Raw genomic sequence first — 21,009 nt, 5'->3', positions numbered from 1 at the left:
CCTGTTCAAAATTTCTGTTTCTTCTCTTCCACCTTAACACCCTGCGTTGGCATGCCGGTATCGTAATCACGCACCACCGGCGAGTAGCCATCTTCCGGGCGCGGGCGAAATGCCCCCATCCAGCGCGGCTGTGCCTGAACCCGCCACGGTCGCATGCTCCACTGATAGGTGCGAAACGGATCGCGGATTTTATCCATATAGTCCAGCAGCTCATCGTGCAGGCGATCGCGAATCTGTGAAAAATCAGCCTCATCGATGAGATTTCGCATCTCGTTGGGGTCGTTTTGCCTGTCGTACAATTCATCGCTGGTAAACAGATTAAGCACCAGTTTATAGCGATCGGTCACCCAACAACGCACCGGAATAAAACCGCCGAAGCTGTCATGCTCAATCTCATAACGGTTAAATTCCACCATCACTCCGCGTTCAGGCTGCGCTTCGAAGATATTCTCTCCCGGCAAAATATCCGGCTGATGTATACCTGCCAGCGCCATTAAAGTCGGCAGCAAATCGATGTGGCTGACCGGGGTATCGACCTGTTTTTTGATGCCGGACGGCGATCGCATGATCAGCGGAATACGGGTAATGTCATCATACATCGCCGCGCCTTTGCTAATCAGGCGATGAGCGCCCATCATTTCGCCGTGATCGGAGGTATAAATCACCCAGGTGTTTTGCTGCTGTTCCGGTGTTAACGCATTGATCACCCGGCCAATCTGGTCATCGACAAAATCATTGCAGGCAAAATACATTGGGTGATGATACAACGCGTCGTCTCCCACGGGAGACGGCATTGCCTGCGCCCACAAGCGGTGATGTACGGGCTTGCCGGCGAGATCGTCACGCCCTTTTTCGCCGAGGTCGTAATAGAAATCCTGATACTTCTCGAGATACTCCACCGGGCAGGTAAACGGGTGGTGCGGTTCGTCGTAGGAGACCACCATCAAAAACGGTTCATCGGTGCGCGCGGGTTGCGCCAGAAAATCGATCGCCCGATTACTGATGCGGTGCGCCCAGGTAAAGGTTTCATCGATGTGGTGCGCCTGTAAATCTTCGACGCTGTTGAGGCCGTTGCGCCAGAGGCCGATTTGCTCGTCGGTCAGTTCAGAGAGGTAGTTAGCACCGTCATACCAGTAGTCCGCATCCCATTCCGGCGGGCAAATTCCGGTACCGAAATAGTCATGGCCGTCGAGGTGCCATTTGCCGATGTAGCAGGTGTGATAACCCGCATCCTGGAAATAGCGCCCCATCGTTGAAATGTTTTTCCCCGGCGCGACGTTATTGGTCCACGGCCCGGACTGGTTGGCGTAAATACCGGTAAACAACCCGGCACGCGCTGGCGTGCATACCGGGGAACAGGTGTAGGCGGAATTAAAACGGATCCCTTCGTCAGCAAGCTTATCAATATGCTGGGTATTCAGCGGCTTGCCGCTGTAACAACCCACCATATTGGTCGCCTGAGTGTCGGTCATGATGAACAGAAAATTAGGGCGAGTCATGATTTGTCCTTAACGTCAGAAACCAGTTCAGCAGAGACGGTGCGGCGCTCATGCCAGTGGCTGTAAATCAGATAAACCACGACGGCGGCAACAATGAGATAGCAGATAACGGTCAGCCACTGAGACGCGTAGCCGCCGAATTGCGCCAGGCCGGAATAGACGCCAATCATCGCGAACAGGACGCCAACGGAGGCGATTTTCGCATGTCGCCACGGCGCCATATCGACCGCAAACGCGTCGTGGAATTTAAACGGCGTGGCACGCGGCTTGATCGCGCCGATAACCAGCATCAGCACCACGTTGATGCAGAACGTGCAGGCCAGTACATAGAGAAAATGGAAGTCGAACTTCACCAGGTAATTCACGACGATGTAGCTGCAAATACCGAAGAACATGGCGGCTTTGGCGGCGATCGCCGGGATTCTGGGGAAGAAAAAGCCCATGATGACAATGGTCACCAGCGGCACGTTGTAAATGCCGTTGAGCTGTTTCATCCAGGTGTAAAGCCCTTGTGGCGCGTTCGCTATCCACGGCGCGACCAGCACCGAGACAATCGCCACAATAAAACCGAAACGACGACCGACGGACACCAGCTGATCCGGCGTCGCCTGCTCATTAATAATGCGGCGGTAAATCCCCATGCTGAACAGCGTCGAGGCGCTGTTTAAAAAGCCGCAGAATGCGCTGATAATGGCGCCGAAAAGCACTGCGCTGAAAAAGCCCACCAGCGGCAACGGCATGACTTTGTTGACCAGCGCCGGATAGGCCATGTCCGCTTTCGGCAAGTCCTGAAACAGATGAAAAGCAATAACACCCGGCAGCACCAGAATCAGCGGGTCGAGCATTTTCAGCACCGCCGTCAGCAGCGCGCCTTTTTGCCCTTCAGACAGGCTTTTAGACGCCAGCGTGCGCTGGACAATGCCCTGGTTGGTACACCAGTAAAACGTATTCACCAGAATCAGCCCGGTCAGCGCCGCGCCAATCGGCACCGGATCATGACTGCCGCCGATGGAGTTGAGCATCTGGCTGTGATCCTGCGTCAGCCGATCAATACCCTGCGACAGGCTGCCGTTACCCATCGCCAGCAGGCCAAAAAACGGGACCATCAGCCCACCAATCACCAGGCCAATCCCGTTGATCACATCGGCAATCGCAATCGCACGCATCCCGCCGACCACGGCATACAAAATGCCGCAAATCCCAAGCACGGTGACCATCGCCCAGATGGCCGCGTTTTGCGAAATCCCAAACGCTTCAGTGACATGAAACATGCTGTTGAAGGCCAGCGCACCGGAGTAGAGAATGATCGGCAGAAAGCAGATCCCGGTCGCGATGAGAAAACAGCAGTCGATGATGATGCGCGTGGTTTTGTCATAGCGCTCTTCAATGAAATCGGGAATGGTAGCAATGCCACGTTGCAGATAGCGCGGCAGAAAAATCAGTGCCAGGAAGATCAGCGGAATAGCGGAAATCACTTCCCAGGCCATCACCGACATTCCGCTGCGGTAGGCCTGACCGGTCAGACCGACCAGTTGTTCTGTCGACAGGTTGGTTAGCATCAGGGAAGCCGCGATCACCGGCGCTTTCAGCGACCGACCGGCAAGAAAATAGCCCTGCTGCGAACCGGTATCCGCTTTACGCAGCTTCCACCAGGTGATCAAAGCCACCAGCAGCGTAAAAGCGATAAAGCTCACAATTTGCTGAATACTCATCATATGCCCTTATTTATGATTATGTCCGGCCGTCAAAGGACAGAGGAATAAAGGACGAGCCGGAACCAGGCGGTTTGTTTTCTTAAACGACAAGCAACACATCCCTGAAAAGAAAAAAGTATGCTAGGTTTTAATTTCAGGTTGCAGGCATAATTCGCCGACGGGAAATTAAAATGAATGGAAAAACTCAAATTTCGCATGTAAAAAACGAAACCACGTACAATATTCCATTAGTTCTTGATGAAAATGTGATCTCAAGCGGAATTTCCCTCATCTCGTTGTGGCACACCCTGGCCGACGAGACGTACCGCGTGACCTGGCCTCGTGATAAGAAAAAGCCGCTGATAGCTAATTCATGGGTGGCGGTTTATACCCTGCAAGGCTGCGGACGTATATACTTTAAAGATAATTCCGAAATTACGCTTAATGGAAATTGCGTTATATTTCTGAAGCCTATGGAGATTAAATCTTATCATTGCGACGGGCTGGTCTGGGAACAATACTGGATGGAGTTTATCCCTACCAGTATAATGGAAATACCGATATTACAAACGGGGATAATATATAACGGAGAGAACTTTAATAAAGAGCTCAATGAGGTTGCAGAGCTGATCAATAGCGGGGAGTCGCTTAAAAATAACCTTGCGGTAGCCTTCCTTACCAAAATTATCTATCAGTGGATTTGTCTTATTGCGGAAAACGAGCAAAAAGACCGCCAGCTAATAAAACTGGAGAAACTGATCACCGCGTTACACAGTGATCCACAAAAACGCTGGAGCGTGACAGATATGGCGCAATGGATGCAATGCAGCGAACCCTGGCTGCGCCGTCTGTTTCTGCGATATACCGGAAAAACGCCAAAAGAGTATTATCTCGACGCGCAACTGGAGCTGGCACAGTCGTTACTTAAACAGGAAGGGAATTCGGTCAGTGACGTGGCGAACATGCTGAATTTTTTCGACTCGTTCCATTTCAGCAAGGCATTTAAACACAAGTTTGGCTATGCGCCTTCAGCCGTCCTGAAAGCGCATAAAAGCCCGAAAGAGGGGGCTAGCTGAGCCCCCAGAACAGCACTGCCAGCAACTGCGGTGTGATGATGCGCAGGAACATCACCAGCGGGTAAACCGTCGCGTAAGAGAGCGCTGCTGCACCGCTGGTGGCGTGCAGGTTGTTGGCGAAAGCCAGCGCCGGGGGATCGGTCATCGAGCCTGCCAGCATGCCGCAAATCGTCAGGTAGTTCATCTTCGCGAATATTCTCGCCAGGATCCCCACTGTCAGCAGCGGGATAGCGGTGATAAAGATGCCGTAACCGACCCAGCTCAGACCGTCGCCTTTGGTCAGCGTTTCGATGAAATCACCACCTGATTTCAGCCCAACCACCGCCAGGAACAGTACGATCCCCAGTTCACGCAACGCCAGGTTGGCGCTCGGCGGCATAAACCAGTAAAGCTTACCGATACTACCGATACGTCCGAGGATCAGCGCCATAATCAGCGGACCGCCAGCCAGCCCCAGTTTCAGCGCCACCGGGAAGCCCGGTACAAACAGCGGCACTGAGCCAAGCAGTACGCCAAGCCCGATACCAATAAACACCGGCAGCATCTGTACCTGTTGCAGTTTTTGCTGCGCGTTGCCAAGCTCAGCCGCCACCGCATCAATCGCTGACGGGCGACCCACCAGATTGAGGATATCGCCAAACTGCAGGCTGGCGCTGCTGCTGGCCACCAGTTCGACACCGGCACGGTTGAGGCGCGAAATGACGACGTCGTAGCGCTGTTTGAAGTGCAGATCGCGGATTTTTTTCCCAAGCACTTTTTCGTTAGTAACGACCACACGCTCAACGCGCAGTTCGGTTCCTCGGGTCGAGAGCGAGGTTTCCACCTCTTTACCGATCACCAACTGTGCGCTGTGCAAATCTTCATTTCGCCCGACCAGATGGAGTAAATCGCCAGCCTGGATAATTGTGGTTGGCGAGGGCACCATCAGCATGTCGCCACGTTTGAGGCGCGAACAGATGATTTTGTCGCTGTTCAGGACCGGTACGTCCTGAATCGCCAGACTGTTGAGGTTGGGGTTTTCAACGCGGATGTTGATGGTATTCAGATGCGTATTGCCGTTGCCGACGCTGTCATCAAACTGCTGCGCTTCTTTCTCGACGTTAACGCGAAAGAACAGACGCACCAACCACATGGTCATCAGAATGCCGCAAATCCCGAACGGATAGGCCATTGCGTAGCTCATCCCCATCTGGTCGATGATAGCTGTTGGCACGCCTAAATCGTGGAGGATTTGCTGCCCCGCCCCCAGCGCGGGGGTATTGGTGACCGCGCCGGAGAAAATCCCCAGCACCACCGGCAGTGGAATATCGAAAATTTTATGCAGTAGCGCCGTCACCAGACCGCCCAGAATGACGATCAGGATAGCGAAGAGATTGAGCCGCAACCCCGACACGCGAAGCGAGGCGAAAAAGCCCGGCCCCACCTGAATACCGATGGTGTAGACGAACAGGATCAGGCCAAACTCCTGCACGAAGTGCAGCATCGGGCTGCTGAGGGTAAGCCCGGCCTGATCGACAAAATGGCCAACAATAATGCCGCCAAATAACACACCGCCAATGCCAAATCCCACGCCGCGTATTTTTACATTGCCTATCCATAGGCCAACCACGGCGACCAGTGCCAGAATACTGACGGTCAATGCTATGTCACTCATGACAGATTCCCTGTGAAGATACACGCCATCTTTCAGGCTGCCTCGTGACAGCATGATAGATTATGTGAATAACATTATAGATAAGATGGATTCTGGCAGAGAGATCACAGGATGTATGCGCGATAGCGCACATTTACCCTTCCAGTACGCAATACCTCTGGTTTGCAGATTTTTTCGCTTTTTCCCGCGCGGAATTTGGCAATTGCTGAATGCTTTTACCTGGAAAAAAGCGATAAGACGTGCTCTTCTCCGTTTATGCACAAAAAAGCCCCGCCGGGGCGGGGCTCAGACACGATCAATTTATTAGCTGTTCAGCGCCGGGCGATCACTGATGGCGATGCGCTGTGGAGCGAGGGCTTCCGGGACATTGCGGGTTAAATCAATGTTCAGCAGACCGTTGGTAAAGGTCGCGCCAGACACTTCCATATTTTCCGCCAGGGTGAAGCTCAGGCTAAAGGCCTGTGTCACCAGCCCCTGATGCAGCCATTTTGTTTCGGTTTCCGGCTGCTGCGGCGCGCCTTTGATGGTCAGCCGCGTACCTTCCAGTTGAATGTCCAGATCTTCCTGACGGAAACCGGCCAGCGCAAGGGTAATGCGGTAGTGGTTATCGTCGCTTTTTTCGATGTTATACGGCGGGAAGCTCTGGCTTTCACCGGCGGTTTGTAGGGCGTTGGCCAGTTTGTCAAAACCGATCCATTGACGCAGCAGTGGGGATAAGTCGTAGTTACGCATAGTATTTTCTCCTTCTGAGAAGCGAGTAAATTCCTGCCAATCATGCGATTCGCAGTCTGCCCCCTGACGGCGAGCAGGTAGAGAGAGGGCCGCCATGCGGCCCAACGGAATTAGTTGATTTCGATGCGGCGCGGTTTGTTCGCTTCCGGGATCACGCGCTCGAGATCGATATACAGCAGGCCGTTCACCAGGTTGGCACCACGCACGTGGATGTTTTCCGCCAGCTGGAATTTGCGCTCAAAATTGCGCTCAGCGATGCCCTGATAGAGGTAGGTCCGCTCTTTTTGCTCTGCAGCATGCGACCCTTTGACAATCAGCAGATTGTCCTGCGCGGTGATTTCCAGCTCGCTCTCAGCGAAACCAGCCACAGCGATGGCGATGCGATAGTTGTTTTCGTCAACGAGTTCAACGTTGTACGGAGGGTAGCCGCCGTTACTCTGGCTCTGGTTGTTTTCTAACAGATTGAACAGGCGGTCAAAACCAATAGCAGAACGGTACAGCGGAGAAAGATCAAAGTTACGCATAATAAAAAGCTCCTGAAATCAGCGAGAGTTTAATCACCTTCCATCATGGACAGGTCGTTTTACCCGGAATACCCCTCAGGCGTATTCCACATCGGGCCGTACTCATAAAATGGGTGCAACGGAACGCATTTCAAGGGGCGTTGTCTGAGTTTTTTTGCACTTTCAGGCTGAGTGTTTAGACTGAACTACAGCACTAAAGGTTAAAGTGAGACAGCCGCCACAGTGCAGCGCTCCCGGGCTTTCTATTTGATCTGCGGGTCGATATAACCCAACGACACAGGCATCACAACAAAACTATTATTATGATAAAACTGACTCTGCTAAAGCTGACTCTGTTCAGTGGAATGATGATTCTCGGCGGCTGTTCGAGCGTGATGTCACATACCGGTGGTAAGGAAGGCACTTATCCCGGCACGCGCGCCAGCGCCGCCATGCTTGGCGATGACGACACTAACTGGGGAACCAAATCGCTGGTCGCGCTGGATATGCCTTTTACCGCCGTCATGGACACCCTCCTGCTGCCGTGGGATCTGTTCCGTACCGACAATTCGGTGAAATCGCGCGTGGAGAAAAGCGAGCAAAAAACGCAGGCCACCAACGCCGTGATCCCGCCCGCGCCCATGCCAGTGAAATAGCTTAACAGCCGGTTTCCGTCACCCACAGCTGACGAAAACCGTTCACCTCTTCCATCCAGGCGATGTACTGACCATCAGGCGAAAACACCACCGCATCGGCTGAGGGCAAGTTGCCATGCCCGTCGGTTAAAAACATCACGGTGCCGGTTGTTGCATCGCACAGGGCAATCCGGTTATCTACCACGCATCCCAGCACGTTTCCTGACGGATGCCAGTTAAACGCCGACTGAATACCATTCACTGTCTGTGTGAGCTGACGCGGCTCTCCGCCCTGCGGAGATATCAGCCACAACTGCACCACGCCGTTGTCGTCACGCATCAGAAAGGCGATATCGCTCCCCTGCGGATTTGCCCGCACCCAATGGCGCGGAACGTTAACCAGACCGGGATACGCGCGCTGATGCGTGAAGGTGAGACGTTTTTGCCGAACGCTGGCGGGCGGTGCTGGCAGGGTGCTGCTCGTCCCTTCCAGCGGTTCTCGCCCCGCCTGTTTCCAGCCGGCTTCGTTTTCCGGCAGCGTCAGAATAAACAGCTCCGGCACTTTCTCGCCCTGTAACGAACGCGTATCGCCGATAAACGCCAGCGCGTGATTGCCCACCCAGCCCTCTTCATAGGCACGGTTGATCTCATCACTGCCCGGTGCTGGCGTTGGCGTGGTATGGCTGACCAGCACGCACCAGTGGCTCCCGGCGTATTCCCGTGGATGCTGACCACGCGGCATTACGGGCCCGTACGGCACCGCGACGCCAACGTTACGCAAATCCAGCGCCGCATCGCGCTCATGCAGGACGTGATCGTTATAGGTAAAGCTGACGGCCTTGCCGTCCGGGCGATAAACATGAACATGGCTGCCACCACGCAACGCGCCGGGGGTGTAGGGCGGCGTAATATCCATGGCATCGAGGTTATGGGTTTCGCCGTTGTGCGTTACCACACCGCGACGGTGATGGAAATCGTACTGCCAGTGCGCATCAGGATGTTCCGGCCCGTGGATAAAAACATACCGTTCTTCCTGCGGGTGAACCGTCACTACACCGACATGCGCGCCATCGGTCGCCCGGTAAATCACTTCGAGCTCACCGCTATGGATATTAACGCGCTCAATAGTTTCACCGGTAAACGAGGCACCAGACGGACGCACATCAAACACCAGCCACTGACTGTCCGGCGTCCAGGTTTGCGTATTGGTGAGCTGATGATGGCGGGGGGAGAACGTGACTTGTTTCATTAGGATACCCTGATGCATGACCATCGCATCAGGGTATCTCAGGTGCTGCGTTTAGCCTACCCGTTTCACATCACCGACCAGCAGGATGTAGGAGAGCGCACCAAGCAGCGCCACCACGGCGATATAGGTCAGCGCCGGAGCAAAACCGTAATCCTGCGCCAGATAACCCACCACCAACGGCACGGTAATACCACCGAGGCCGCCAACGAAGTTGAACACGCCGCCGGTCAGGCCGATCAGACGCATCGGCGCCAGCGAAGAGACCAGTGACCAGGTGATTGACGCGAAACCATTGCCAAAGAAAGCGATGGCCATCAGCGTCATAATCCACACCGGATCGTTGGTGTAGTTGGCACCCATGATGCAGGTGGAAATCAACAGTCCGCAGATGATCGGCGTTTTACGCGCCGCACCCAGCGAGAAGCCTTTGCGCACCATTTTATCTGCCAGCCAGCCGGAGAGCAGGACGCCGAAGAAGGCCGCCAGGAACGGTACGGTAGTCATAAACCCGGCTTTCAGCGCGGTAATGCCTTTTTCCTGAGTGAGATAGTTCGGGAACCAGGTCAGGAAGAACCATAGCGTTGAGGTCACCGCAAACTGCCCCAGATACACGCCGAGCAATTTACGATGAAAAATCAGCTTCCAGTCTGCCATCGTAAGCGGTTGACGCGCCTCTTTCTTGACTGGCGCATCGCCATCCACCAGACCACCGCCTTCACGGATGTAGTCCAGTTCAGCCGTGGAAATGCTTTTGGTCAGACGCGGCGGCTGATAGACCTTGATCCAGATAAACGACCAGATAATGCCAATCCCGCCGGTGACGATGAACACCCAGTGCCAGCTCAGCAGCTCCTGGATCCAGATCAGTAGCGGCGTCAGGAACGCCAGGCCGACGAACTGCCCGGAGGTGTAGAACCCAACCGCAGAAGCACGTTCGTGTTCCGGGAACCAGCTGGTCACCATGCGGTTATTGGTGGGAAACGCCGGCGCTTCAAAGATACCGGTGATCGCACGCAGGCCAATCAACGACATCAGTCCCGTCGCGAACCCCTGGAACAGCGTTGCCACCGACCAGCCCAGAATCGCAATGAAGTACGTTAAGCGCGAGCCCACGCGGTCAAGGAACCAGCCGCCCGGGATCTGGCACAGGGTATACAGCCAGGCAAACGCCGAAAAGACATATCCCATTTCAGCTTTGGTAATACCGAACTCTTCCTGAATATGCGCCGATGCCACGGCGAGGTTTGCCCGATCGACATAACAAATCACAACCGTAATAAAGATCATAATCAGGGTCAGATAACGCCGACGCCCGACTTTTGCAGCAGTCACTGATATTTCCATCGCAATCTGTCTCCAGATTCTGGGCATAGCGAAGCCGCTCACCATGCCCTGTAATTTACAGAGGGTGTAAGAAAAAATATTTTTAATTATTTGCTTCTGCCGATTACCACTCGGCGACGGAACCATCCTCGTGACGCCACAGCGGGTTGCGCCAGTCGGCCACATTCCGGCTCATTTCGATGACTTTTTCTTCATCAACCTCCACGCCGAGCCCTGGTTTCGTTAACGGTTTAAAGAATCCACCGTCCATGCTGAAATCATCTTTATTTTTTACAAAGTCGAGCAATTCCGCGCCCTTATTGTAATGAATCCCCATACTCTGTTCCTGGAATACGGCATTGCGCGACACGAAGTCGATATGCAGACACGCGGCCAGCGCAATTGGTCCAAGCGGACAGTGCGGCGCCAGCGCCACATCATACGCTTCCGCCATCCCGGCGATTTTGTAGCATTCCGTGATCCCGCCGGCATGCGACAAATCAGGTTGCAGAATGGCAATACCGCCCGCTTCCAGCACCCGTTTAAATTCGAAGCGCGAGAACATGCGCTCGCCTGCGGCAATCGGAATATGCGTTTGCGCCGCCAGCTTCGGATAATATTCAGCCTGCTCCGCCAGCACCGGCTCTTCAATGAACAGCGGGCGATACGGTTCCAGCTCTTTAATCAGCACCTTCGCCATTGGCGCGCTGACGCGACCATGGAAATCCAGACCAAATTCAATGCCATTGCCGAACGCTTCGCGGATTTGCGCCACGGTGTTCACCACCGCATCCACTTTGCGCGAATCATCAATCACGCCCAGTTCTTCACAACCGTTCAGTTTGAACGTGTCAAAACCGATGTTGCGCAGGGTTTTGATGCCATCAATCACCTCTGCCGGACGGTCACCGCCGACCCAACTGTAGGCTTTGATTTTATCGCGCACCAGGCCGCCCATCAGTTGCCACACCGGAGCGTTCAGCACTTTGCCTTTGATATCCCACAGCGCCTGATCGATACCGGCGATTGCACTCATCAGGATCGGGCCGCCGCGATAGAATCCGGCGCGGTACATCACCTGCCAGAGATCGTTAATCCGCGCCGGGTCCTGACCAATCAGGTAATCGCCCATTTCATGCACAGCGGCTTCCACGGTGCGCGCACGGCCTTCAATCACCGGCTCGCCCCAGCCAACCACGCCTTCGTCGGTTTCGATTTTCAGAAACAGCCAGCGTGGCGGTAAACGGTATGTCGTGAGTTTGGTTATTTTCATTGCACTGCCTCTCGATACGCTTGAACAAATGCGGCGGCCTGCTGCGCGGTTCGCTCAACGGACTGCCCGGCACGATAGAGATCGCTCCCGAGTCCGGCACCTGCGCACCCTGCCTGAATCCATTCCCCGAGGTTTTCCGGTGTGACGCCGCCCACCGCAAACACGGGCACGTCCTGCGGTAATACGGCTTTCAATGCTTTGATATAGGCCGGGCCAAACGCCGAAGAGGGGAAAATTTTCAGCGATTGTGCGCCAGCATCCAGCGCCTCAAAGGCTTCCGTCGCGGTTGCGCAGCCGGGGCAGACCGTCATACCGTGCGCCACAGCGCGGCGGATCACCGCCGGCTGGATATTTGGCGTCACAATCAGTTTGCACCCCATTTCCGCCAGCGCGTCCACCTGCTCCGGTTTCAGCACCGTACCGGCGCCAATCAGTGCCTTATCACCAAACGCAGCGACGACGGCCGGAATGCTTTTCTCCCATTGCGGTGAGTTCAGCGGGATCTCGACGGCGTCGAAACCCGCGTCGATAACCGCACCAACATGCGCCAGCGCTTCGTCCGGCGTGATGCCCCGCAAAATCGCGATCAGCGGGAGGTTAGTTTGCCACTGCATGGGCGATGCTCCTTATACCAGCCTGAAATGCGGTATCGCCGTCCACCAGCACGGTGTTGCGTCCGGCAGCCTGTAGCGCCTGCTGATAACGCACCGATAGTGAATGTCCGGCGACAATAGCGATCTGTCCGTCGGCAAAGCGGTTGCCCATGCAGGCCACTTCCGCGCCGATCAACAGACCGGATAAAAACTCGCTCACTTGTTCGCGCGGCAGCGCCCCCAGAACGTGGGCGGCGCGCACTTCAAACAGCTGCGGTAAAAGGGAAGGAGAGGCGAGGCCACGCTCGAGACCGGTGGTGAAGGCCGTTGCGGAAACCATCTGCTCCGGCAGACCCGCACCAATCAGCGAATGGCGCAGCAACAGGTGATGCAACTCACCGGTCATCACAGTATGGAAATCAAGAATTTGCTGGTGGTCGGTCTGCACCCATTTGCAGTGGGTGCCGGGCATGACGTACAGCGATGAGGATGCGATTTCACGCGCGCCAAGCAGCTGTGTTTCCTCGCCACGCATCACGTTGTGGTTATCGTCACGCGCGACGCTCAGACCGGGAATGATCCAGATATTGTCGCCAACTGACGTTAACTGCTCGCCAATGGCAGAGAAATGGGCAGGAACAGGTAAATACGGGGCAATTTTCCAGCCAACATTGCTGCCGACCATGCCCGCCATCACCACTGGCGTAGCACTGTCGCGCCAGCCCTGCGTCACTTCCGCTAACACCGCCTGAGGGGATTTTCCGTTAAGACGGGTGACGCCTGCTTCTGAATGCCGGTGCTCCAGGCATTCATCGCCCTGATATAGCCAGGCGCGCAGATTGGTCGAACCCCAGTCAATGGCGATGTAGCGTGATGTCATGTGAATTCCTTCAACCGTCGTGTCGAGCTGGCAATCATGGTGAGCGCTGCCTGCTCTGCTGCTTCGCCGTCCTGATGCCGTATCGCATCGAACAGCGCCTTATGTTCCTGGAGCGTTTTCGGCATGTTGGCCTCATCGCCCATCCAGGTACGTTCAAATACCGCCCGCTGGAGCGAACTGATCGCCACGCTCAGCTGTTGCAACACCGGGTTATGCACCGATGCCAGCACCGCCTCGTGGTAGCGAATATCCGCTTCGTTAAATGCATCGCGATTCTGGTTGTTGGCGATCATGTCGTTGAGCGCCGATTCAATTTGCGCCAGATCGCTGGAGGTGGCGCGTTCCGCTGCCCAACGGGCGATAGCCGGCTCCACCAGATTTCGCACTTCGCTCATCGCAGTGATGAGCCGCGGGTCATAATCGTTTTCCAGTACCCACTGCAGCACGTCCGTGTCGAGGTAATTCCATTGGTTGCGTGGCGCGACAAACGCGCCGCGATAACGTTTCATTTCGATCAGCCGTTTGGCCATCAGCGAACGAAACACCTCGCGAATGATGTTGCGCGAGGTTTCAAATTCTTCACACAAATCGGCTTCTGCAGGCAGCGCCGAACCGGGCACATATTTCCCGTCAACGATCTGACGGCCCAGCGTGATAACAATGCGGTCGGTTTTGTTGAGATTCATGGAGAGTCCTTATGCTCTGTGCGTCCATGTGTACTTTACCCCGACCGCTGAATTTCACCTCACTTTTGCAGTACAAATTTGTGGGGTTCATCCGTTTGCGCGCCTTCAATGTAGTACAATACAAATGTGTTGTACTACAATTTAGATCACAAAAAGAACAATTCAGGGATAAAAAAAAGCGCAGCTAACCGAAGCTCGCTGCGCTGTAGTGTTCAGAAGGGGTGTTATGACGCGAGAACGTACTTCTCGATAGCGTACGCGACGCCGTCTTCCAGGTTTGATTTGGTGATGAAATTCGCCACTTCCTTGACGGTTGGGATTGCGTTATCCATTGCCACGCCGACGCCCGCATATTCAATCATCGCGATGTCGTTTTCCTGATCGCCAATCGCCATGATCTCATCAGGCTGAATACCCAGCGCTTCCGCCAGCGATTTCACACCAGTGCCTTTGTTGACGCGCTTGTCGAGGATTTCGAGGAAGTACGGCGCACTCTTCAGTACGGTGTACTTTTCTTTCACTTCAGCCGGAAGACGGGCGATGGCCTTGTCGAGCACCACCGGTTCGTCAATCATCATCACTTTCAGGAACTCGGTGGCCGGATCCATTTTCTCCGCTTCGCAGAACACCAGCGGAATGGTAGCGACGTAAGATTCATGCACAGTGTAATAGCTGATATCGCGGTTAGCGGTGTAAAGCGTGTTGCGATCCAGCGCGTGGAAGTGCGAGCCGACTTCGCGGGACAGTTTTTCCAGGTACAGATAATCGTTATAGCTCAGCGCGGTTTGCGCAACGGTACTGCCGTCACTGGCTTTCTGCACCAGCGCCCCGTTGTAGGTGATGCAATAATCCCCCGGCTGTTCCATATGCAACTCTTTGAGGTAGTGATGCACCCCGGCATACGGACGCCCTGTCGTCAGTACAACGTTGACGCCACGCATACGCGCCGCAGCGATGGCATTTTTAACAGCAGGAGAGATGGTATGGTCCGGTAACAATAAGGTGCCGTCCATATCGATCGCGATGAGTTTAATTGCCATGTTTTCCCCGGATTAAATGAGTCTGCGCTCATGCTAACGCGATTTAGCTCAAAAAACAGCAAAAGAGAGGCGGGAAAAGGGGGATAAGATGGCGAGGAATGAATCCTCTTTTTGCAACCCCGGCAGCATAGCACCACCGGGGAAACAAACGGCTTAGATATCGATATTCGCCGCTTTCAGGGCGTTTTCTTCGATAAAGGCGCGACGTGGTTCAACCGCGTCACCCATCAGCGTGGTGAACAGCTGGTCGGCAGCAATGGCGTCCTTAACGGTCACGCGCAGCATACGACGGCTTTCCGGATCCATGGTGGTTTCCCACAACTGTTCCGGGTTCATCTCGCCCAGACCTTTATAACGCTGGATGGAGAGGCCACGGCGGGACTCTTTCACCAGCCAGTCGAGGGCGGCTTCGAAGCTGGACACCGGCTGGCGGCGCTCACCACGTTCGATGAACGCGTCTTCTTCGATAAACCCGCGCAGTTTCTCACCGAGCGTGCAGATACGACGGTATTCCGGGCCGGTCACAAATTCGTGATCGAGCGGATAGTCGGTATCCACGCCGTGCGTACGCACACGGATGATCGGCTCAAACAGCTGCTGTTCTTTGTTCTCACGGATGTCGTATTTCCACTGGCTACCGTGCTGCTCTTTTTCGTTCAGCTCAGTCACCAGCGCATTGACCCAGCGCGTGACTGTCTGCTCGTCAGAGAGATCGGCTTCGGTCAATGTCGGCTGATAGATCAGCGCTTTCAGCAGCGAACGCGGGTAGCGACGCTCCATACGGCCAATCATTTTCTGCGTGGCGTTGAACTCAGACACCAGACGCTCCAGCGGCTCGCCAGCCAGCGCCGGGGCGCTTGAGTTAGCGTGCAGGGTCGCGCCATCAAGGGCGATGGCGATCTGATACTGATCCATCGCTTCGTCGTCTTTGATGTACTGTTCCTGTTTGCCTTTTTTCACTTTGTACAGCGGCGGTTGCGCAATATAAACGTGACCACGTTCGACAATTTCCGGCATCTGACGATAGAAGAAGGTCAACAGCAGCGTACGGATGTGCGAACCATCGACGTCCGCATCGGTCATGATGATGATGCTGTGATAGCGCAGCTTGTCCGGGTTGTACTCGTCACGACCGATACCACAACCGAGCGCGGTGATAAGCGTCGCCACTTCCTGAGAAGAGAGCATTTTGTCGAAGCGCGCTTTCTCGACGTTGAGGATTTTACCCTTCAGCGGCAGAATCGCCTGGTTCTTACGGTTACGGCCCTGCTTCGCAGAACCGCCCGCGGAGTCCCCTTCCACGAGGTACAGTTCGGACAATGCCGGGTCGCGCTCCTGACAGTCCGCCAGTTTGCCCGGCAGACCGGCGAGGTCCAGCGCGCCTTTACGACGGGTCATTTCACGCGCTTTACGCGCCGCTTCACGGGCACGCGCCGCGTCGATGATTTTACCGACCACGATTTTCGCGTCAGACGGGTTTTCCAGCAGGTATTCGCTCAGCAGTTCGTTCATCTGCTGTTCTACCGCCGATTTCACCTCAGAAGAGACCAGTTTATCTTTGGTCTGTGAGGAGAACTTCGGATCCGGCACTTTTACAGAAACAACCGCAATCAGACCTTCACGGGCGTCGTCACCGGTGGCGCTGACTTTCGCTTTCTTGCTGTAACCTTCTTTGTCCATGTAGGCGTTCAGGGTACGGGTCATCGCCGCGCGGAAGCCCGCAAGGTGAGTACCGCCGTCGCGCTGCGGAATGTTGTTGGTAAAGCAGTAGATGTTTTCCTGGAAACCATCGTTCCACTGCAACGCCACTTCCACGCCGATACCGTCTTTTTCAGTTGAGAAATAGAAGATCGTCGGGTGGATCGGGGTTTTGTTTTTGTTGAGATATTCAACAAACGCCCGGATGCCGCCTTCGTAATGGAAATGGTCTTCTTTGCCGTCACGCTTGTCTTTCAGGCGGATAGAGACGCCGGAGTTCAGGAACGACAGTTCGCGCAGGCGTTTCGCCAGGATTTCATATTCAAATTCGGTATGGTTGGAGAACGTTTCCAGACTCGGCCAGAAACGCACCATAGTCCCGGTTTTTTCAGTATCACCGGTGACCGCCAGCGGTGCCTGCGGCACGCCGTGTTCGTAAATCTGACGGTGAATTTTGCCTTCGCGGTGGATAATCAGTTCCAGCTTCTGCGACAGGGCGTTAACCACGGAGACGCCGACGCCATGCAGACCGCCAGACACTTTATAGGAGTTGTCATCGAATTTACCGCCCGCGTGCAGGACGGTCATGATCACTTCCGCGGCGGATACGCCCTCTTCCGGGTGAATACCGGTCGGGATGCCACGGCCATCATCAGTAACGGAGACGGAGTTATCCGCGTGGATCGTTACCACGATGTCTTTACAGTGACCCGCGAGCGCTTCGTCGATAGCGTTATCTACCACCTCGAATACCATGTGGTGCAGACCGGTGCCGTCATCCGTGTCGCCGATATACATACCCGGGCGCTTACGCACCGCATCCAGCCCTTTCAGGACTTTGATACTGGAGGAGTCATAAGAATTCGACATCAACGTTTCTCGCTCATTTTATCTTGGGTTAATCCGTTATTTTACCCTTTTCCACGGTGAACATCTTCGAATTTTTGTCCGACATGTCCATAACGTGTTCAGCGCTGATCGCGCTGACAAAAACCTGTGATTGCGTCGCTTTTAAACGGCTGGCCAGCAGCCCGCGGCGCGCATCATCCAGTTCAGAGGCAAAATCATCTATAAGGTACAGGCAATGTCGCCCGCTTTCGCGGGTGAGAAACTCCCCTTGCGCCAGACGCAGTGCGCACATCAGGAGTTTGAGCTGCCCGCGCGACAACGTGTCTTCCACTGGCGCACCGTCGGCGCGAATACGAAAATCCGCTTTATGCGGGCCGTGCGCGGTGTACGTTAACAGGCGGTCGCGTTCGAAGTTTTTCTCCAGCGTTTCGGCATAGTCCGTCTCTTTCTCCCAGCCACGCTGGAAAGAGAAGGTCAGAGAAAACTCGGGTAAAAACTGCTTACAGGTGTCCGTCATATCTTCCGCAATGGCCGCGCTGTATTCGGCGCGCCAGCGGCTTATCTGCTCTGCCAGCGGGATAAGCTCGGTATCCCACGGACGCAGCTGCGCATAACGGGTCACCTGACGCAGCGCAGCATTACGCTGTCTGAGCAGGCGCTTCAGATTGCTCCATGCCGTGAAGAATCCTGCTTCGTTATGAAAGCATCCCCAGTCAAGGAACGCTCTTCTGTATTTGGGGCCGCCATTGAGTAAAGTAAACCCCTCCGGCGTAATCAGTTGCATCGGCATCAGCAGCGCCAGCTCCGCCACCTTGTGACCATCAGTGCCGTCGATGCGCACTTTGCTGTCGCCGAGCTTGTCTTTCATCAGGCCGATGGCGATTTCGCGCTCCTGCCCCTGCAAACGACCATGCAGCACAAAGGATTCCTGCTCATGACGGATCACGCGGCCAATTTGCAAACTGCGAAACGCCCGACCGTGGCCGAGCGTATAAATGGCTTCCAGAACGCTGGTTTTTCCGCTGCCGTTGGCGCCAACCAGAAAATTAAAGCCGGGGGATAAGGCGAGATCCGCGCTTTCGATGTTGCGAAAGTCGCGGATCAACAAGCGGGAGAGCGACATTACAGTCTCATTGGCATGACAACATAAGCAGCCGACTGTGATGCGGCATCTTCAATCTGTACGCTCGAGACGGAGTCGGTCAGCAAAATGCGCACGTTTTCGCATTTCAGCGCGTTGAGGACGTCCAGCACATAGCTGACGTTAAAGCCGATTTCCATTTCGGTGCCGCCGTAGGTGACGTCCAGCATCTCTTCCGCTTCTTCCTGTTCCGGGTTGTTAGCGGTGATTTTCAGCTGGTTTTCACTGACATACAGCCGCACGCCGCGGAATTTCTCATTCGAGAGGATTGCCGCACGGGCAAAGGCCTGTTTGAGGATATCACAACCAGCTTCCAGGTGTTTGTCCGGGTTTTTCGGCAATACGCGGCGATAATCCGGGAAACGGCCATCAACCAGCTTGGAAGTGAAGATAAAATCACCAACGTGGGCGCGGATGTTGTTGCTGCCGATCTGCACGCGCAGCGGGTTGTCGCCGCCGTCGAGCATACGCATCAGTTCAATCACCCCTTTACGCGGCACGATCACCGAATGGTTCGGCAGCGGCTCGCCAATGGGCATCGAGCACACCGCAAGGCGGTGACCGTCGGTCGCCACGGTACGCAACTCTTCGCCTTCGGTCTCGAACAGCATCCCGTTCAGGTAATAACGAACGTCCTGATGCGCCATTGAGAACTGGGTCGCTTCAATCAGACGTTTCATCGTCGCCTGCGGCAGGGTGAATTCCACCTCGCTTTGCCAGTCGTCGAGATTCGGGAAATCGGTGGCAGGCAGCGTGGAGAGCGAGAAGCGGCTGCGGCCAGAGCGCACCAGCATTCGATCGCCTTCGAGCTGCACCGCGATTTCCGCCCCTTCCGGCAAGCCACGGCAGATATCAAAGAATTTACGTGCCGGAACGGTCGTTGCCCCGGGTTCGTGCGGCTGAATCAGCGCGACGCGAGCCACCATCTCCATTTCGAGGTCAGTACCGGTCAGCGACAGCGCGCCGTCTGCGACCTGAAGCAGCAGGTTACCGAGAATCGGCAGCGTTGGGCGGCCACCTAACGGACCACTCACCTGTTGCAACGGTTTTAATAAATGTTCACGTTCTACGGTAAATTTCATAGCGTCACGAAGATAATGTTCTGATTAAGTTTGAGAAATCTTCTTTGATGTCGTGGCTTTCTTCACGCAACTGTTCGATTTTACGACAAGCGTGCAGCACGGTGGTATGGTCGCGGCCACCAAACGCATCGCCAATTTCCGGCAGACTGTGGTTGGTTAACTCCTTTGCCAGCGCCATCGCCATCTGGCGAGGACGTGCGACCGAGCGGGAGCGGCGCTTGGAAAGCAGATCCGCCACCTTGATCTTGTAATACTCTGCCACCGTCTTCTGGATATTGTCGATGGTGACCAGTTTTTCCTGCAGCGCCAGCAAATCACGTAGCGCTTCACGCACGAAATCGATAGTGATCGCCCGGCCGGTAAAATTGGCGTTGGCGATGACGCGGTTCAGCGCCCCTTCCAGCTCACGAACGTTGGAACGCAGACGTTTGGCAATAAAGAACGCAACTTCACCCGGCAGACGAATGTCGTTTTCGTCGGCTTTTTTCATCAGGATCGCGACGCGGGTTTCCAGCTCCGGCGGCTCGATCGCCACCGTCAGCCCCCAGCCGAAGCGGGATTTCAGACGATCCTCAACGCCGTTGATCTCTTTCGGATAGCGATCCGACGTCAGGATGATCTGTTGATTGCCTTCGAGCAGGGCGTTAAAGGTGTGGAAAAACTCTTCCTGGGATCGTTCTTTATTGGCAAAAAACTGGATGTCATCAATAAGCAGCGCGTCAACGGAACGGTAGTAGCGCTTGAACTCTTCGATGGCGTTGTTTTGCAGCGCTTTGACCATGTCCTGAACAAAGCGCTCAGAGTGCATGTACACCACTTTGGCGTTCGGCTTACGGGCCACGATGCCATTACCCACCGCATGCAACAAGTGCGTTTTACCGAGGCCAGTGCCGCCATACAGGAACAGCGGGTTATAGGCGCCGCCAGGGTTATCGGCCACCTGACGGGCCGCCGCGCGCGCCAGCTGGTTTGATTTACCTTCGACGAAGTTATCAAAAGTGTGTTTAACATTGACGTTAGAACGGTAGGTCGGTTCTGCCGGCGCCGGGACGTTATCCCAACCCGGACGTGGAGCAGGCGCGGTGCGCGGCATTTGGATCTGCGCCACCTGGGCAGGCGCCGCCGCATGAACCGGCTCTTTTACCGTTTGCGCGACGGGTTTTGTGCCAACTTCAAAGCGTAACTGAGGGGCATCGGTACCGCAGAAATCGTTCAGCAGTCCATTGATATTATTCAGGTATTTGTCCCTTACCCAGTCAAGCACGAAACGATTTGGCGCGTACAAAGCCAGCGTGTTATCGCTCAGTTCCGCCTGCAACGGGCGGATCCACATGCTGAATTCTGTGGCTGGTAACTCATCCTGCAATCGGGCAAGACACTGCTGCCAAAGCGAAAGTGACAC

At 55.0% G+C, this 21,009-nt stretch carries 18 protein-coding genes and 1 other annotated feature; of the genes, 2 read left to right on the top strand and 16 right to left on the bottom strand.

Annotation, left to right across the window (positions count from 1 at the left end; translation table 11 throughout):
- Window positions 1–5 precede the first annotated feature (5 nt).
- Window positions 6–1,499, bottom strand: coding sequence for a sulfatase-like hydrolase/transferase (locus QMG90_RS00090; RefSeq protein WP_283282013.1), 1,494 nt, complete (start codon window positions 1,497–1,499; stop codon window positions 6–8).
- Window positions 1,496–3,211 carry a solute:sodium symporter family transporter gene (locus QMG90_RS00085; protein WP_283284025.1) on the bottom strand — a complete coding sequence of 572 codons (1,716 nt, stop codon included), beginning with the start codon at window positions 3,209–3,211 and terminating at the stop codon, window positions 1,496–1,498. Before QMG90_RS00085 ends, QMG90_RS00090 begins: the two co-directional genes overlap by 4 nt.
- A gap of 173 nt (window positions 3,212–3,384) precedes the next feature.
- On the opposite strand from QMG90_RS00085, the gene QMG90_RS00080 reads away from it, so the two are divergent.
- Window positions 3,385–4,269, top strand: a complete 885-nt coding sequence (locus QMG90_RS00080) for a helix-turn-helix transcriptional regulator (RefSeq protein ID WP_283282012.1) — start codon at window positions 3,385–3,387, stop codon at window positions 4,267–4,269.
- Here QMG90_RS00080 and QMG90_RS00075 read toward each other — a convergent pair.
- From QMG90_RS00075 to ibpA, 3 genes are all read right to left on the bottom strand, one after another.
- The gene (locus QMG90_RS00075; RefSeq protein WP_283282010.1) at window positions 4,262–5,923 is read right to left on the bottom strand and encodes a putative transporter; all 1,662 of its coding nucleotides are present in this window, start codon (window positions 5,921–5,923) and stop codon (window positions 4,262–4,264) included. The genes QMG90_RS00080 and QMG90_RS00075 overlap by 8 nt on opposite strands.
- A 303-nt stretch (window positions 5,924–6,226) precedes the next feature.
- Window positions 6,227–6,655 (bottom strand): small heat shock chaperone IbpB, encoded by a 429-nt coding sequence (gene ibpB / locus QMG90_RS00070; protein ID WP_054178089.1) that lies wholly within the window; start codon window positions 6,653–6,655, stop codon window positions 6,227–6,229.
- A gap of 110 nt (window positions 6,656–6,765) precedes the next feature.
- The gene (gene ibpA, locus QMG90_RS00065; protein ID WP_049848744.1) at window positions 6,766–7,179 is read right to left on the bottom strand and encodes a small heat shock chaperone IbpA; all 414 of its coding nucleotides are present in this window, start codon (window positions 7,177–7,179) and stop codon (window positions 6,766–6,768) included.
- Window positions 7,173–7,246 (bottom strand) — a sequence feature (ROSE (Repression Of Heat Shock gene Expression) occurs in the 5'-region of heat shock genes and acts as an RNA thermometer to modulate expression.). Its footprint overlaps the gene before it by 7 nt.
- A gap of 235 nt (window positions 7,247–7,481) precedes the next feature.
- Here ibpA and QMG90_RS00060 point away from each other — a divergent pair.
- Entirely contained in the window at window positions 7,482–7,814 is a 333-nt protein-coding gene (locus tag QMG90_RS00060; protein WP_283282008.1) for a YceK/YidQ family lipoprotein, read from the top strand.
- A 1-nt stretch (window position 7,815) separates the two neighbouring features.
- Here the strand turns inward: QMG90_RS00060 and QMG90_RS00055 are convergent, their stop codons facing one another.
- From QMG90_RS00055 to dnaA, 11 genes are all read right to left on the bottom strand, one after another.
- Window positions 7,816–9,042: a YidR family protein gene (locus QMG90_RS00055; RefSeq protein ID WP_283282006.1), complete on the bottom strand. Its 1,227-nt coding sequence runs from the start codon at window positions 9,040–9,042 to the stop codon at window positions 7,816–7,818.
- A gap of 51 nt (window positions 9,043–9,093) precedes the next feature.
- Window positions 9,094–10,431 (bottom strand): MFS transporter, encoded by a 1,338-nt coding sequence (locus tag QMG90_RS00050; protein WP_283282004.1) that lies wholly within the window; start codon window positions 10,429–10,431, stop codon window positions 9,094–9,096.
- Window positions 10,432–10,489: 58 nt separating this feature from the next.
- On the bottom strand, window positions 10,490–11,638 hold the full coding sequence (dgoD, locus tag QMG90_RS00045) for a galactonate dehydratase (protein ID WP_283282002.1): 1,149 nt from the start codon (window positions 11,636–11,638) through the stop codon (window positions 10,490–10,492).
- Window positions 11,635–12,252, bottom strand: a complete 618-nt coding sequence (locus QMG90_RS00040; protein ID WP_283282000.1) for a 2-dehydro-3-deoxy-6-phosphogalactonate aldolase — start codon at window positions 12,250–12,252, stop codon at window positions 11,635–11,637. Before QMG90_RS00040 ends, dgoD begins: the two co-directional genes overlap by 4 nt.
- Window positions 12,236–13,111 (bottom strand): 2-dehydro-3-deoxygalactonokinase, encoded by an 876-nt coding sequence (locus QMG90_RS00035; RefSeq protein WP_283281998.1) that lies wholly within the window; start codon window positions 13,109–13,111, stop codon window positions 12,236–12,238. The genes QMG90_RS00040 and QMG90_RS00035 overlap by 17 nt, the downstream gene beginning before the upstream one ends.
- Entirely contained in the window at window positions 13,108–13,797 is a 690-nt protein-coding gene (dgoR, locus tag QMG90_RS00030) for a D-galactonate utilization transcriptional regulator DgoR (RefSeq protein ID WP_283281997.1), read from the bottom strand. Before dgoR ends, QMG90_RS00035 begins: the two co-directional genes overlap by 4 nt.
- A 224-nt stretch (window positions 13,798–14,021) precedes the next feature.
- Window positions 14,022–14,837: a sugar-phosphatase gene (gene yidA / locus QMG90_RS00025; protein ID WP_283281995.1), complete on the bottom strand. Its 816-nt coding sequence runs from the start codon at window positions 14,835–14,837 to the stop codon at window positions 14,022–14,024.
- Between the two features lie 153 nt (window positions 14,838–14,990).
- Complete coding sequence (gene gyrB / locus QMG90_RS00020; RefSeq protein ID WP_283281993.1) at window positions 14,991–17,405, bottom strand: DNA topoisomerase (ATP-hydrolyzing) subunit B; 2,415 nt, start codon at window positions 17,403–17,405, stop codon at window positions 14,991–14,993.
- Between the two features lie 28 nt (window positions 17,406–17,433).
- A complete protein-coding gene (gene recF / locus QMG90_RS00015) occupies window positions 17,434–18,507 on the bottom strand; it encodes a DNA replication/repair protein RecF (protein ID WP_283281991.1) in 1,074 nt (357 codons plus the stop codon).
- Entirely contained in the window at window positions 18,507–19,607 is a 1,101-nt protein-coding gene (gene dnaN / locus QMG90_RS00010; protein WP_283281989.1) for a DNA polymerase III subunit beta, read from the bottom strand. The genes recF and dnaN overlap by 1 nt, the downstream gene beginning before the upstream one ends.
- Before the next feature lie 4 nt (window positions 19,608–19,611).
- Entirely contained in the window at window positions 19,612–21,009 is a 1,398-nt protein-coding gene (gene dnaA, locus QMG90_RS00005) for a chromosomal replication initiator protein DnaA (RefSeq protein WP_049848755.1), read from the bottom strand.

Source organism: Trabulsiella odontotermitis, from assembly GCF_030053895.1.
Lineage (GTDB): Bacteria > Pseudomonadota > Gammaproteobacteria > Enterobacterales > Enterobacteriaceae > Trabulsiella > Trabulsiella odontotermitis_C.
The sequence above is the reverse complement of the archived record's forward strand: the minus strand, read 5'-3'. Positions and strand labels throughout refer to the sequence as shown.

Excerpts from the sequence above, each read along its gene's own strand:
- QMG90_RS00090 (WP_283282013.1), bottom strand. The coding sequence starts at position 1,499 with ATGACTCGCCCTAATTTTCTGTTCATCATGACCGACACTCAGGCGACC.
- QMG90_RS00085 (WP_283284025.1), bottom strand. The coding sequence starts at position 3,211 with ATGAGTATTCAGCAAATTGTGAGCTTTATCGCTTTTACGCTGCTGGTG.
- QMG90_RS00080 (WP_283282012.1), top strand. The coding sequence starts at position 3,385 with ATGAATGGAAAAACTCAAATTTCGCATGTAAAAAACGAAACCACGTAC.
- QMG90_RS00075 (WP_283282010.1), bottom strand. The coding sequence starts at position 5,923 with ATGAGTGACATAGCATTGACCGTCAGTATTCTGGCACTGGTCGCCGTG.
- ibpB (WP_054178089.1), bottom strand. The coding sequence starts at position 6,655 with ATGCGTAACTACGACTTATCCCCACTGCTGCGTCAATGGATCGGTTTT.
- ibpA (WP_049848744.1), bottom strand. The coding sequence starts at position 7,179 with ATGCGTAACTTTGATCTTTCTCCGCTGTACCGTTCTGCTATTGGTTTT.
- QMG90_RS00060 (WP_283282008.1), top strand. The coding sequence starts at position 7,482 with ATGATAAAACTGACTCTGCTAAAGCTGACTCTGTTCAGTGGAATGATG.
- QMG90_RS00055 (WP_283282006.1), bottom strand. The coding sequence starts at position 9,042 with ATGAAACAAGTCACGTTCTCCCCCCGCCATCATCAGCTCACCAATACG.
- QMG90_RS00050 (WP_283282004.1), bottom strand. The coding sequence starts at position 10,431 with ATGGTGAGCGGCTTCGCTATGCCCAGAATCTGGAGACAGATTGCGATG.
- dgoD (WP_283282002.1), bottom strand. The coding sequence starts at position 11,638 with ATGAAAATAACCAAACTCACGACATACCGTTTACCGCCACGCTGGCTG.
- QMG90_RS00040 (WP_283282000.1), bottom strand. The coding sequence starts at position 12,252 with ATGCAGTGGCAAACTAACCTCCCGCTGATCGCGATTTTGCGGGGCATC.
- QMG90_RS00035 (WP_283281998.1), bottom strand. The coding sequence starts at position 13,111 with ATGACATCACGCTACATCGCCATTGACTGGGGTTCGACCAATCTGCGC.
- dgoR (WP_283281997.1), bottom strand. The coding sequence starts at position 13,797 with ATGAATCTCAACAAAACCGACCGCATTGTTATCACGCTGGGCCGTCAG.
- yidA (WP_283281995.1), bottom strand. The coding sequence starts at position 14,837 with ATGGCAATTAAACTCATCGCGATCGATATGGACGGCACCTTATTGTTA.
- gyrB (WP_283281993.1), bottom strand. The coding sequence starts at position 17,405 with ATGTCGAATTCTTATGACTCCTCCAGTATCAAAGTCCTGAAAGGGCTG.
- recF (WP_283281991.1), bottom strand. The coding sequence starts at position 18,507 with ATGTCGCTCTCCCGCTTGTTGATCCGCGACTTTCGCAACATCGAAAGC.
- dnaN (WP_283281989.1), bottom strand. The coding sequence starts at position 19,607 with ATGAAATTTACCGTAGAACGTGAACATTTATTAAAACCGTTGCAACAG.